At 53.2% G+C, this 12,649-nt stretch carries 12 protein-coding genes; 4 read left to right on the top strand and 8 right to left on the bottom strand.

Going from position 1 to position 12,649, the window contains the following annotated elements; all coding sequences use genetic code 11:
- Positions 1–27: 27 nt before the first annotated feature.
- The 6 genes from Q0721_RS06735 to pstB form a co-directional block, all read right to left on the bottom strand.
- Complete coding sequence (locus Q0721_RS06735; protein ID WP_299027270.1) at positions 28–660, bottom strand: HD domain-containing protein; 633 nt, start codon at positions 658–660, stop codon at positions 28–30.
- A gap of 62 nt (positions 661–722) precedes the next feature.
- Positions 723–1,709 carry a CHAD domain-containing protein gene (locus Q0721_RS06730; protein ID WP_299027268.1) on the bottom strand — a complete coding sequence of 329 codons (987 nt, stop codon included), beginning with the start codon at positions 1,707–1,709 and terminating at the stop codon, positions 723–725.
- A gap of 55 nt (positions 1,710–1,764) precedes the next feature.
- Positions 1,765–2,454, bottom strand: coding sequence for a thymidylate kinase (locus Q0721_RS06725; protein ID WP_299027266.1), 690 nt, complete (start codon positions 2,452–2,454; stop codon positions 1,765–1,767).
- Positions 2,451–3,263: a dTMP kinase gene (tmk, locus tag Q0721_RS06720; RefSeq protein WP_299027263.1), complete on the bottom strand. Its 813-nt coding sequence runs from the start codon at positions 3,261–3,263 to the stop codon at positions 2,451–2,453. The genes Q0721_RS06725 and tmk overlap by 4 nt, the downstream gene beginning before the upstream one ends.
- Before the next feature lie 160 nt (positions 3,264–3,423).
- Positions 3,424–4,107 (bottom strand): phosphate signaling complex protein PhoU, encoded by a 684-nt coding sequence (gene phoU, locus Q0721_RS06715; protein ID WP_299027260.1) that lies wholly within the window; start codon positions 4,105–4,107, stop codon positions 3,424–3,426.
- A gap of 21 nt (positions 4,108–4,128) precedes the next feature.
- Positions 4,129–4,875 (bottom strand): phosphate ABC transporter ATP-binding protein PstB, encoded by a 747-nt coding sequence (gene pstB / locus Q0721_RS06710; RefSeq protein WP_299027758.1) that lies wholly within the window; start codon positions 4,873–4,875, stop codon positions 4,129–4,131.
- A 321-nt stretch (positions 4,876–5,196) separates the two neighbouring features.
- Between pstB and prfA the strand changes: the two genes are divergently transcribed.
- On the top strand, positions 5,197–6,285 hold the full coding sequence (gene prfA / locus Q0721_RS06705; RefSeq protein WP_366519200.1) for a peptide chain release factor 1: 1,089 nt from the start codon (positions 5,197–5,199) through the stop codon (positions 6,283–6,285).
- The gene (prmC, locus tag Q0721_RS06700) at positions 6,260–7,108 is read left to right on the top strand and encodes a peptide chain release factor N(5)-glutamine methyltransferase (RefSeq protein ID WP_299027254.1); all 849 of its coding nucleotides are present in this window, start codon (positions 6,260–6,262) and stop codon (positions 7,106–7,108) included. The genes prfA and prmC overlap by 26 nt, the downstream gene beginning before the upstream one ends.
- A gap of 21 nt (positions 7,109–7,129) precedes the next feature.
- Here prmC and Q0721_RS06695 read toward each other — a convergent pair whose 3' ends face one another.
- Both Q0721_RS06695 and moeB read right to left on the bottom strand, forming a co-directional pair.
- On the bottom strand, positions 7,130–8,020 hold the full coding sequence (locus Q0721_RS06695) for a PIG-L deacetylase family protein (protein WP_299027251.1): 891 nt from the start codon (positions 8,018–8,020) through the stop codon (positions 7,130–7,132).
- A gap of 30 nt (positions 8,021–8,050) precedes the next feature.
- The gene (gene moeB, locus Q0721_RS06690) at positions 8,051–9,205 is read right to left on the bottom strand and encodes a molybdopterin-synthase adenylyltransferase MoeB (protein WP_299027249.1); all 1,155 of its coding nucleotides are present in this window, start codon (positions 9,203–9,205) and stop codon (positions 8,051–8,053) included.
- Between the two features lie 78 nt (positions 9,206–9,283).
- Between moeB and Q0721_RS06685 the strand changes: the two genes are divergently transcribed.
- Positions 9,284–11,941, top strand: a complete 2,658-nt coding sequence (locus tag Q0721_RS06685; RefSeq protein WP_299027246.1) for a CBS domain-containing protein — start codon at positions 9,284–9,286, stop codon at positions 11,939–11,941.
- Positions 11,938–12,480, top strand: coding sequence for a GNAT family N-acetyltransferase (locus tag Q0721_RS06680; protein WP_299027244.1), 543 nt, complete (start codon positions 11,938–11,940; stop codon positions 12,478–12,480). The genes Q0721_RS06685 and Q0721_RS06680 overlap by 4 nt, the downstream gene beginning before the upstream one ends.
- Positions 12,481–12,649: the final 169 nt, after the last annotated feature.

Genomic DNA, 12,649 nt, shown 5'->3' with positions numbered 1-12,649 from the left:
ACAAGCCACTTTTGCTTTCACACAGCCCTAAAACGCCGGTTGGTACTGCAGCACCAATCGGCGTTTATAAACTTTTTCTAGTAAATCTCCCTTTTGCGCAGCGGCACGTTCTTCTTCCGGCGCCGAAGTTGGGCTCGTGTAGGTCAGATAAACGGATTTATCATCGTAACTTGCCCGCAAACCGGTAACCCGTGACTGATGAGAAACATCCAGACCATCCGCCACACGTAATAGGGCAGCCAATCGACGCACACTTCGGCGGTCTGGTTTGCTCAAGGCAGCATAATGAGCATGCCGCAGACTTGGCAGTGCCTTGCGGTGATAGCGGGCAATTAAGCCGATCAGTAGACGTTCTCGCGGATCCAAAAGTAGCAGTGGCGTTTTAAGGATGATTTGCAAAGCGACTTTATGATGCCCTTTTCGACCCTCCACCCAACCAATATCGTGCAGTAAAGCCGCCATCTCCAGCCAAAAGCGTCCCTCGACATCCAACCCATGTAATTTCCACAGGTCATCAAAGAGCCGCAAGGCAAGGCGCAGAACCTGATGCGTATGTTGTACATCATACTGGCAAGCCTGGGCGAGTTCCAACGCCGACCGTAGATGAGCCTGCTGATCGGCTGAATACATAGACCAATCCAACGTGTTTTCCGCGTTCATCAAGACCAACTCCGCAAACCCATATCTTGCAAACTTAACCTTTCTTCCGGTTCACTACCTACCTAATGATCACGAATGACTTGCTTATTCTCAGGTGTAAAGGTCAATTCCAAGCGATGGGCCAGGCGATCCCAGATACCCTCTGCCATCCAATTCTGCCAGGCATCTCGGAAGCGCACATAGATCTTCTGGCGCTCCTCCCGGCAGAACTCCTCAAACGCTTCTAGACCCGAGCGCAAACGCGCAAAGGGGCGAGTGTGCCCATAATAATCACACGTTCGCTCTAACTCTTGCTCAGAAAATTGAGGCAGGTAGAGTAACCATACATCTAGATCATGCACGGCCCCTAACAATTCCTGACAGGTGCGCGCAATTTGAATGTAATGCTTAAGGTCGTCTCCGTATAGGGGGGCAAAGGCTTCCAGTGTGTAACGTAGGTGCTTGGCCCGAATCCGCATCAAGTGCAGTTCGTTAACACACTCAGGACGGCCAACATACTCCCTAAAAGCAAGAAAGGCCTCCAAGCGCTCGTGAATAGTCTGTTTAGCCAAATGGTACAATTCTGGCTCTTTCACGAGGGACCAGGTCATCCCCTTCACCGCTGCTGCCAGGGGTACCAAAAGCGTACGCATCTCATCTGCGACCTGGCTTTGTTCAAAAGCCGAGAGAGCCGCCAGCACCTCTCCCTGCAACGCAGCGCGTTGCTGTCGAAGCCGCAGTAACAGACGCGCTACTCCCAAGCGCTCTTTGCCCTCCAATCCGCTCAAAAAATCCTTCACACGCTCGATATGCACATCAGTGTCGCGCGCCTCTCCCAGTGCGCGTCCTAGCTTGCGAAAGGTTCGCCGCCAACGCTTATATTGCTTGGGGGCTAGATGTGGGCCGAACACCGGCAATAGGCTTCGCAAACGTCGGCAGGCCACCCGCATACGATGAACCGGCTCGATATCCTCATTGGCACGGACCCCCTCCACCTCATTTAAGAGCCCTTTCAGATGTTTGAGGAGAACCTCGCTACCGTAGCCGCGCACTAACCAGGAACTCGGCATATTGCCCTATTATCATCAAAGAACGCCGCTCACAATCCAATTTAATCCCGTCATACTACTTCTGAATCAGGTTTTTCTTGATGTAATCTCGCAGGTCAGTAAAAACATCCTTTATCGGACGTGTGGCATCCACAGTGACAAAGCCAAACTCTTCAGCCATTTCGTCAAACTGTGCAATTAGGCGAGATTGATAAACACAAAAACTATCGTAGATGTTATCTGCAAAGCGCATATCCATACCTGATTCCCAATAATCAAATCCCCGACCGTGAACAATGCGTGAGACCAACGTCTCTACATCTGCTTTGAGGTAGAACACCACGTCGGGCCTAAGCGCAAACCCATAAACCTTGCGCGCCCACTGCGGATCGGCACCTCGCACAACATCCCGAGCAATGATGGAGAAGAAATAGCGATCTGACAGAACAAAAAAACCCGCTTTAAGCGCTGGAATAATGTGGTTCTCCAGCCGATCGGCAAAGTCCGTGGCGTAGAAGAGGCTCATCGTCGTGCGACTGAAAGTGTGCCCTTGTTTCGCTGCATCCAAGCCGGGCTGGGTCAGCGGCGAGCGGCGCAACCCCGTATCCGAAACCGCGATTCCCTGCGCTTCCAGCCACTCGCGGAGCATCTGGATTTGGGTTGAGCGCCCAACACCATCACTGCCCTCAAGAACGATCAATCGCCCCGGCATGTCTTTCAATTTGAGATATGGAAAACCTTCTCCATAAAACTGCACCTTTGTCATGCTGCCTCCTCCCCCTCAGTAGAAGTCATGGACATGGCCTCACCAGCAGCCAAACGCTCCCCCACCCTTTCCCTGTGGGGTTCGGCGCTCACTTGACGCGCCTTATACATAGCGCGAGCACGTTGTGCCAACACCTCCGGGGTGGGCAAGCCCTCCCAGCCACGTAGTAATTTGCGCACCGTCTTACGCACCAGATCCTGCTGGGTCTCCACTGGCAGAGTACCATCAATGACCGTAAAGCCAAACTCATCAATCATGGCATCGTACTCATTGACAATACGCTGTTGAAACAGCCGAAAACTGGTCACCTTGTTATCGGAAAGGCCCAGGTCCATGCCCGCCTCATAGTACTTGAGCTTAGCGCGGCCCGAGAGAATGCGCTCTACAGCTACATTGACCGGCACCTGAAAGTAAAACACCAAGTCCGGTTGAGGCGCAAAAGCATACAGATTCCGAACCCAGCTACGACTAACCCCTCGGGCCACATCCCGAGCAAACGCAGTGAATGCGTAGCGATCTGCCAATACAATGACCCCCGCTTTAAGCAGCGGAAGCAAATAATTCTCCCAGCGGTCGGCAAAATCGGTGGCTTGGATCAGACTAAAGGTAGTGGGGGTAAAAATTTTTTCCTTTTTACCTAAACGGGTTGTGCTTTTGACCAAAGGCGAAGAATTCCACTCGGTAAAATGAACAGATTTTCCCTGCGCTTTGAGCCATTTGTATAATAGGTCAATCTGGGTGGACTTACCGCTCCCGTCAATGCCTTCTACGACAATCAGTTTTCCACGATAAGAATGCGGAACTAACACGGTCTACTCCTGTTGGTTTTTGTTTACAAAATCAACTTGATCAGTCAAATTTATTATATAACATGAGTGATTATTGAACCAAACTCTAATTCAATCTTGTTCGGAAAAATTACCCCATAGGGGGTCCCTATGGGGTAAATGCAAAAGCCATCCTCGCAACTCAGACGTTCAGATCATCTTCATCCATGCCATTTACTTCAAAGAGCTCTCCAGTGGCGCAAAAGACGGTGCGCTCGCATATATTCGTTACTCGATCTGCCATACGCTCAAGATTGTGAGCCACCCACATTAGCAAGTTAGCCAGGTCTATCGTCTCTGGATTGCCGATCATCGTTTGCACCACCAGGCGATACACCATATTGTAAAGTTCATCAACTTTGTCGTCTTCTTTGGGGATCTCGAGCGCAGTCGCCACATCCTCAGCCACAAAGGCCCCTAAGGCTCGATGTAACATGGATACGGCCAACTGGGCCATCTGATCGATCTCTTGAACCGGAACAGGGATATCCGCATCGCCCAGAAGCATGGTGATCTTAGCAATTCCCTTGGCGTAATCGCCAATGCGTTCCAGTTCAGTGTTGACCTCCAGCATGGCTGCTAGTTGGCGCAAGTCATGCGCCATCGGCTGTTGCGTGGCCATCAGAGTTAGGATTGCATTTTCAATAGCGAAGCGTTTTTCGTTGATCTGTTGATCTTCTTCAAATATCTCTTTCGCCGCTTTTACGTCACGGCGCTTAAGTGCCTCAACAGCCTCCAACGCCGCATGTTCCACCATGCTCCCCAAAACAAGGAGCTCGTCCTGAATTTGACCAATCTGGCGGGTAAGCACACTTCGCAAAGGCATGGGGGCATCCTTTTAGCAGATTTAACCGAAACGACCTGTAATGTAGTCCTCGGTCCGGCGGTCGCGGGGACGGGTGAAGATCTGATTGGTGGGGCCATACTCCACCATAACCCCTGCACGATCCTCATCAACCGTAAAGAAAGCAGTATAGTCCGAGACGCGTGCCGCCTGTTGCATATTGTGGGTCACAATGATAATCGTGTAATCACGCGCCAATTCGCGCATTAGATCCTCAATTTTTAAGGTGGCAATAGGATCTAAAGCCGAGCAAGGCTCATCCATCAAAATAATCTCGGGTTTGACGGCAATGGTACGCGCAATGCACAGACGCTGCTGTTGCCCGCCCGAAAGGGCTAAGGCGTTTTTATGCAAATCATCTTTGACTTCATCCCACAAGGCTGCCTGACGCAGGGATTCCTCCACCAGTTCGTCCATATTACCGCGATAGCCGTTAATTCGCGCGCCCCAAGCAATATTCTCATAAATGCTTTTAGGGAAGGGATTGGGTTTTTGAAAGACCATGCCAATCAGACGCCGTACTTGAACAGGATCCACATCCGGATCATAAATATTCTTTCCGTGGAAAAGCACTTCACCCGTCAAGCGTGCCCCTGGGATCAATTCGTTCATGCGGTTGAAACACCGAATCACCGTGCTCTTCCCACACCCCGAAGGCCCGATAATGGCTGTGATCTTACGAGCCTCAATGCGCAAATTCACATCTTTGACAGCCCGGAATGCCCCATAGTACACATTGACATCCCGCATCTCGATGGCATAATCCTCAGTTGAGGAGAGAACAGATGAAGCGCGCGTCTGCGTGGCTATTCGGACAAGGGCACCAGATTTGGATTCCATTGGGCATCAAACTCCGCCGATAATTTTATCATAAAGATGTAACAACACTCTGAGAAGAATACCCAACCTTCCTAATCTTACCCCTAAAAGGTTAAGAAATGATTGTGAATGAGTAAACTCTGGCTTAATACAAGGGGTTCTCGTCACCATCCCCCAATAAGTCTCGCATGAAATGGCCCCTTGGTATAATAATTAATGCTAAATTCACGAGGTGAATGCTCAATGTCGGATATGCTAGATAAATTGGCCCTAATCGAAGCACGATACAACGAAATTAACCAACTCCTTGAGCAGGTTGTGGATGATTACCAGCAGGCCGCTGAACTGGCAAAGGAACGCGCCGAGTTGGAAGAGATTGTCGCCCGCTCTCAAGCCTACCGTCAAACCCTTCAGCGTCTGGAAGAAGCCCGCGCATTGCGCGATTCTGATGACCCAGAAATTCGCGAACTGGCGGTGCAGGAGATTGAAGAACTGGAGCCACGACTGGAGCAGCTCGAACGCGAACTCAAGGCCCTCCTCCTACCTAAAGATCCGCGCGATGATCGCAACGTTATTATGGAGATCCGTGCCGGTACAGGTGGTGAAGAGGCAGCTCTCTTTGCAGCCGACCTTTTCCGTATGTACTCCCGTTATGCCGAGCGTCAAGGCTGGGAGGTCGAGGTCCTTTCTCAAAATGAGACCGGTATTGGTGGTTTTAAGGAAATCATCTTCCTGGTAAAGGGAAAAGGCGCCTATTCGCGCCTCAAATATGAATCGGGGGTTCACCGAGTACAACGCATCCCAGTCACTGAATCCTCGGGGCGTATCCATACCTCAACCGTGACGGTCGCCGTCCTGGCAGAGGTGGAAGACGTGGATATCCACATCCCCGAATCAGATCTGCGCATTGATATTTATCGTTCAGCAGGCGCTGGTGGGCAAAATGTACAGAAAAACGCGACTGCGGTGCGTATCACCCACCTACCCACCGGCATCGTTGTAGCCTGCCAGGATGAGCGCTCACAGTTCCAAAACCGTCTGCGCGCAATGAGCATTCTGCGCGCACGCCTCTACGAGATGGAAATGCAGAAGCGCCAAGAAGAGGTGGATGCCGCTCGGCGGGCTCAGGTAGGCACAGGGGAACGGGCTGAAAAGATTCGCACTTATAACTACCCGCAAAATCGAGTCACCGATCATCGCATTGGTCTTTCCTCCTATAACCTGCCGGCTGTCATGGATGGCGATTTAGACATGTTCATTGAAGAACTCGCTCTGCGCGACCAAGCTCAACAACTGGCTGCCGGCCTCGATGTGGATGAAGAAGACGACAACCATCGCTGAGTGGTTAACCAAGGCCACCGAGGCACTTCGGCCTACTTCAGAAACCCCGTCCCTAGAAGCCCAAGCCCTACTCGCCAAATTTTTGGGCACATCCCGGGCCTACCTCCTAGCTCATCCCGAGCATTTGCTAGATGAAACGTCCCTGGAACAACTAGGGCAAGCGCTCAAGAGACTCTGCCAGGGCGAACCTCTACCCTATGTGCTGGGTGAGCAAGAATTCTACGGATTACCAATCAAAGTTACCCCAGCCGTGCTGATCCCCCGCCCCGAAACTGAATTGCTGGTTGAGCAAGCCATCACCTGGTTGCGCCAACATCCCACACGGCGCCATGCAGCCGATGTGGGCACCGGCTCGGGGTGCATTGCTGCTAGCCTGGCCCACCATATTCCTGACTTAATGGTCCTGGCGGTAGACCGTTCCCGCTTAGCCTTACAAGTAGCACGGGAGAATCTGCAACGCCTGCGGCTCAGCCAACGTGTTCACCTGCTCCAAGCCGACTTGCTCAGCCCAGTGCACGCTTCTTTCGACTTGATCTGCGCCAATTTGCCCTATATTCCCACGCCCCGCTTGGCTGAATTGAGAGTGGCACAGTTTGAGCCGCGTGATGCCCTTGACGGCGGTCCGGAGGGGCTTGACCTTATCCTACGTTTGCTCCAACAAGCCCCTTATAGATTGGCTCCCGGTGGTTTGCTTCTGGCAGAAATAGACGCTTCTCAGGCCCTCATCCTCCGCGAATTAGCCCATAGTTACTTCCCTCGGGCTGAAATCACGATTCACCCCGATCTAGCCGGCATATCACGTCTGCTTGCAGTCCAGGCTTGAGAGACTCTTCAAATGGGCTTCCTACACCTTGCGCAACGGCTCAAGGCTAGCAATCCCCTCGAACAGGTCATGTTCCACGCGTCCATTCGTGTGTGGCGGGTAAGCCCGCATAAACGTTTCGCGCGCCACCCAACGTCGGAAAAGTCGTCCTAACCACCCGCCGGTTAGGCCGCTTCCGCCCTGGCTGGCATGACAGATAGCGGCTTCATCACGAATAGTTGCCACTTCGGCATAATTCACCACTGCATCGGTTGGGAACTCGACTTCCGCAATGGCAGCCAGATCAATATCCTTATTTCGTCCAAACCGATGGGGATCACGGCCGGTCAATTGCAGCCAGCGCACAGTCAAACGCAATAGCGTGCGCGGTATGATATGGAAGTACAGTTTGGCCGGCCGGTAAGGTGGTCCGGCCTGAACCTCAAGCTCGGGATCGGGCTGCGCAGCCACATCAAATGCACGCACCGTGGCCTGATGAATGGCAATGTGATCCGGGTGGCGATATCCCCCAATTGGGTCAAAAGTGACAACCACTTGGGGGCGCAGGCGACGAATAACCGCTGCAATTTTACGCGCTACCTCCTCGAGGGGAGCATTGATCAGAGCCCGGGGATGGCGGTTATCAGCACTGCCCGGCATTCCTGAGTCGCGATAGTCCAGGAAATAGACCCCTGCCAACCCCAATTTGCCCGCCGCACAGCGCAACTCAGCCTCGCGCCGCTCAGCAACGGAGCCATAACCCTGAAGAAATTCGGGAGACACATCCCCAGCCTCACCCCGGGTGGCACAGATTAGAAAGACCTCCACCCCTCGACGGGCATAGTAAGCCAATGTGCCACCAATGCCAAATGTTTCGTCATCCGGGTGCGCGAGCACCGCCAGTAACCTCGGTTTATCCATTGCCTTGTTCATGAACAAACCTTCCTGCTACCTCTAAATTTTTTAATACCGTAACATTTGGGGATCTATCTGCTCTGCCCAAGCGTTCAAACCACCTTTCAAGTGCCTTACCCGTTGAAAACCGGCAGCACGCATTATCTTTAGCCCCCGCGCCGAACGCACACCTGTACGACAGAATAGCACATATTCGGTTTGGGGATCCAGATCATGGAGTTTCTGCGGCAGTTTCTCCAAGGGGATTTGCAAAGCCCCAGGTAGAGCTGCAATCTGGCTCTCAATTGGGTGGCGCACATCAATCAGCACTGGAGGATGATCGCTTTGCAGGCGTTGCGCCAACTCCTCGGGACAAAGGTCCAGCCCTTCCCCCACCTCAGCCTGGGGATGAGGTCGCGCCGGTACCCCACAGAAGGCTTCATAATCTATCAATTGGGTGATTTGGGGATGTTCTCCACACAATTTACATTGAGGATTCTTACGTAGGGTGATTATCTCAAACGACATATCCAACGCATCATAGAGCAATAAGCGCCCGATTAGAGGCTGCCCAATCCCCAGAATGAGTTTAAGCACCTCTGTTGCCTGAATGGTGCCAATAGTGCCAGGCAGCACGCCAAACACACCTGCATCGGCACAAGAGGGCACACTATCAGGAGGTGGGGGCTCCGGGAATAGACAACGATAACAAGGCCCTTTCCGGGGATCAAAGACGCTCACTTGCCCCTCAAAGCGAAACACCGACCCATAAACATAGGGACGCCCAGTCAGGGCCGCTAAATCGTTCAGCAGATAGCGGGTTGGAAAATTATCCGTCCCATCTACCAGAATATCATAACCTGAGGCAATCGTTTCCGCATTAGAAGCCGAAAAAACTTCATTGTAGACATCCACCTGAATGAAGGGATTAAGTTCCAACAAGCGTTTACGTGCGGATTCAACCTTATGCATTCCCAGGCGATCTGTACCATGAGCAATCTGGCGTTGCAGATTCGACTCATCCACCACATCGTAGTCTACCAGCCCAATGTGCCCAACCCCCGCCGCTGCTAAATACAATGAAATGGGCGATCCCAACCCGCCTGTCCCCACGATGAGCACCGAAGCGGCTTTTAGCTTCCGCTGTCCCTCCATACCCACCTCGGGAATAACCAGATGGCGGGCATAGCGAAAAACCTCCGCTTGAGTCAACTCGGGTCCCATGCACCCTCCTTGCATTAACTTATAACTAGGGCCAATTTGTCCGGGTTTCAATTGTACCGCAGATGTTACAATTAAGCCGTGCGTGTCATCTTAACCCACGAACAAGCCGATTTTGATGCCATCGCGGCGCTTCTGGGAGCCTCCCTGCTGGACGAAGGGGCGTTGCCAGTGTTGCCCCGCCGTCTTAATCGCAATGTACGCGCCTACCTGAACCTTTATGGGAGTGAATTGCCCTTCCACGAAGTGCGCGACCTCCCCAATGAGCCCATTGAAAGCGTGACCTTGGTGGACACCCAATCCCTGGTCACCCTAAAAGGCATGGGTAAGCACACGCGCGTGCGCGTTATTGACCACCATCAACCTCGTGCTGACCTGCCTCCGGACTGGCAGATCACGATTGAGCGGGTTGGTGCTTGCACCACCTTGTTGGTCGAAGCCCTGCGCGAACACATGGAACCGCTTAACGCCCATCTGGCGACCCTGCTGCTCCTGGGCATTTATGAAGACACCGGCTCGCTTACTTACAACAACACCACTGCACGGGATGCCCATGCTGTGGCCTATTTGTTAGAACAAGGTGCTAGCCTCCATTTGGCCAACCAGTTTCTTAACCCTCCCCTCTCCGAAGATCAACGTGAGGTTTATCATCGCCTGCTAGCTAGCGCCGAGACGTTGGAGATCAACGGGCAAACCATCGTTATCGCTAAGGGAGAAGCCATTGGTCTCGTTGAGGAAGTTTCCAGCATTGCCCATAAACTGCGTGATTTGCTCGATCCAGATGGCTTGTTTCTGCTGGTAAAAACGGCCGAGGGCATTCGCTTAGTGGCACGCTCCACTACTGACCGCATCAACGTGGCTGAAATTGCGGCTCTTTTTGGTGGGGGTGGTCATGAGCGCGCTGCCGCTGCCCTTATCCGCCTCCCCGACCTAGGAGTTCCAGAGGATGAAGCCTTAGAGGCCGTCTATCAGCGTCTGACGGATGTATTGCCCGAGAAAGTGCAACCGGCTATTACGGTTGAGCAGATCATGTCACCCCGCCCCATGGTGCTCTCTCCGGAGACCTCCGCCCAAGAAGCGGCTCAATTGATGCAACGTTATGGCTATGAGGGCTACCCGGTGGTCAAAGACGGTAAGGTGATCGGTCTGCTCACCCGCCGCGCTGTGGATCGCGCATTGGCACATCGTCTTAACCTCCCGGCATCCAGTCTAATGGAAGCCGGCGAAGTGGTGGTACGTCCTCAAGATCCCCTCGAAGTCGTCCAGCGCCTAATGGCCGAGACGGGTTGGGGGCAAATCCCGGTGATAGATCCGGAAAGCCAAGCCGTCATTGGCATCGTCACACGCACGGATTTGCTTAAAGCATTGGGTCGTAACCACCTCGCAGCTCCCACCCGTCAGAATTTTGCCGACCGCCTTGAGGCAGCCCTTCCCCCTGCCCGCCTAGCGCTACTCAAGCTGATCGCCGAACGCGCTCATCAACGCCGCCTGCCGGTTTATGTGGTAGGGGGCTTTGTGCGCGATTTACTCCTCAATCGCCCCAGCCAGGATTTTGATATCGTCGTCGAGGGTGACGCCATTGCCTTGGCTCGGGCTTTAGAACGCGAGCTAGGTGGGCGCGTCACCAGTCACAGCCGCTTTGGCACGGCTAAATGGCATATTGCTGAGATCCGCGCCTCACTCCTAAAAGACACACTGCATATAAGCAATGCCAGTCTGAGTGATCTGCCCGAATTCCTGGATTTTATTAGTGCGCGCACTGAGTTTTATGATTACCCCACCGCATTACCAACTGTTGAGCGCAGTAGCATCAAACTGGATCTACACCGCCGCGATTTCACCATCAACACTCTCGCCTTACGCCTGGACGGGCGTCATTATGGCGACCTGTACGATTATTGGGGAGGCTATGCCGACCTGCAACGTGGCCTAATTCGGGTGTTGCACTCCCTCTCTTTTGTAGATGACCCCACCCGCATGTTACGTGCCGTACGCTTTGAACAGCGCTTTGGCTTCCAGATAGAAGACCGCACGTTGCAATTGATGAATGAGGCGCGTGATTTGCTCCGCCAGGTTTCCGGTGATCGCTTGCGACACGAGTTGGATCTTATCTTGGCTGAAGATGACCCCCTACCTGCGCTCCAGCGTCTGGAAGAGCTCCGATTATTGGAAGCTATTCACCCCGATTTGCATTGGAATGCACACCTGAATGAACCTATGAAGGCAGCTCTCAAGGCCCCGCTAGAGCCGGCGTGGCAACTCCCCGAAACCTGGGGCGGCGCCCCTATCCGTCGAATGCTGGCCTACTTGATTTGGTTTTTGCCCCTGCCTGCCGAAAAGAGTACCAGCCTCGCCCAGCGTCTGCGCCTGCCACATCACTTGCGCGAGGGCTTGAAAATTGGGGCTGCGCTTATTCCTGACCTCCCCGTGCTGCTTAACTACGCCCCCAGCCAAATTGTTAACCGCCTGGATGATGTGCCCCCACCCGTAATTTATGCCCTCTTCCTGCTATATCGTACTTCCGAGATCGCCACAATGTTGAACACGTATGCCACCCAATGGCGTCACATTCACCCCGTCACAGATGGACACACCCTACATGCGCTAGGGGTGCCCCCTGGCCCAGCCTATCGCCGAATTCTGTGGGCCCTACGCGCTGCCTGGCTGGACGGTAAAGTCCAATCACCCGAGCAAGAGCACCTCTTACTTGAGCAACTGGTTACCTCAAAAACCCCATGATTGAAAAAGCCGCCTCTCTCACCCTGACTCATAATTGGCTCGATCAGGTCTGCTTGCGCCATCTGCGGGAGGAAGATCTGCCAGCGCTGGAATGGGATGGCGCCTATTCCCACTTTCGTCGCATATACCGCGAGGCTTACCAAGCCAGCCTGAGCGGCCAAGTGCTCATTTGGGTTGCTGAACTCCCTGGCGTCGGAATTATCGGACAGGCGTTTGTTCAATTAGCCAGCCCACGCCCCGAGCTGGCAGATGGAGAGCACCGGGCCTACCTCTACGGCTTTCGCGTCAAACCGGCCTATCGCAATGCCGGCTTAGGAACTCATATGCTCAACACCATCATCAATGACCTCCGAGCGCGCGGTTATACATGGCTGAATCTGAACGTGGCGGTTGAAAACACCGCTGCACGCAGACTATACGAACGTCTTGGCTTTGTCGTGATTGGGTACGATCCAGGATGCTGGTCCTATGTAGATCACGAAGGACAACGACGTTTCGTTGAAGAGCCGGCCTGGCGCATGCAAAAGCAGTTGCTCTAAATTCATAGAAGAGTGCCCCCCGGCCAGCGTTCCAAAACCAGACGCAACGATAAATCCCATCACACACCCGGCAATCTGGCCAGGATGCTGCCATAACAAAACTTTTATCAACCTCATCCTTGAGTGCGATCATGGACAGGCAGAGGTGAGAATGAAAGCCTTGCAGGAG

Origin of the sequence: uncultured Thermanaerothrix sp., assembly GCF_938028735.1 — a bacterium.
Taxonomy (GTDB): Bacteria; Chloroflexota; Anaerolineae; order Anaerolineales; family Anaerolineaceae; genus Thermanaerothrix.
The sequence above is the reverse complement of the archived record's forward strand: the minus strand, read 5'-3'. Positions and strand labels throughout refer to the sequence as shown.

What these genes read in the sequence shown, in the direction of transcription:
- prfA (WP_366519200.1), top strand. Translation starts at nt 5,197, where the DNA reads ATGCTAGATAAATTGGCCCTAATCGAAGCACGATACAACGAAATTAAC.
- Q0721_RS06725 (WP_299027266.1), bottom strand. Translation starts at nt 2,454, where the DNA reads ATGACAAAGGTGCAGTTTTATGGAGAAGGTTTTCCATATCTCAAATTG.
- phoU (WP_299027260.1), bottom strand. Translation starts at nt 4,107, where the DNA reads ATGCCTTTGCGAAGTGTGCTTACCCGCCAGATTGGTCAAATTCAGGAC.
- Q0721_RS06735 (WP_299027270.1), bottom strand. Translation starts at nt 660, where the DNA reads ATGAACGCGGAAAACACGTTGGATTGGTCTATGTATTCAGCCGATCAG.
- prmC (WP_299027254.1), top strand. Translation starts at nt 6,260, where the DNA reads ATGAAGAAGACGACAACCATCGCTGAGTGGTTAACCAAGGCCACCGAG.
- Q0721_RS06695 (WP_299027251.1), bottom strand. Translation starts at nt 8,020, where the DNA reads ATGAACAAGGCAATGGATAAACCGAGGTTACTGGCGGTGCTCGCGCAC.
- moeB (WP_299027249.1), bottom strand. Translation starts at nt 9,205, where the DNA reads ATGGGACCCGAGTTGACTCAAGCGGAGGTTTTTCGCTATGCCCGCCAT.
- Q0721_RS06680 (WP_299027244.1), top strand. Translation starts at nt 11,938, where the DNA reads ATGATTGAAAAAGCCGCCTCTCTCACCCTGACTCATAATTGGCTCGAT.
- pstB (WP_299027758.1), bottom strand. Translation starts at nt 4,875, where the DNA reads ATGCGGGATGTCAATGTGTACTATGGGGCATTCCGGGCTGTCAAAGAT.
- Q0721_RS06730 (WP_299027268.1), bottom strand. Translation starts at nt 1,709, where the DNA reads ATGCCGAGTTCCTGGTTAGTGCGCGGCTACGGTAGCGAGGTTCTCCTC.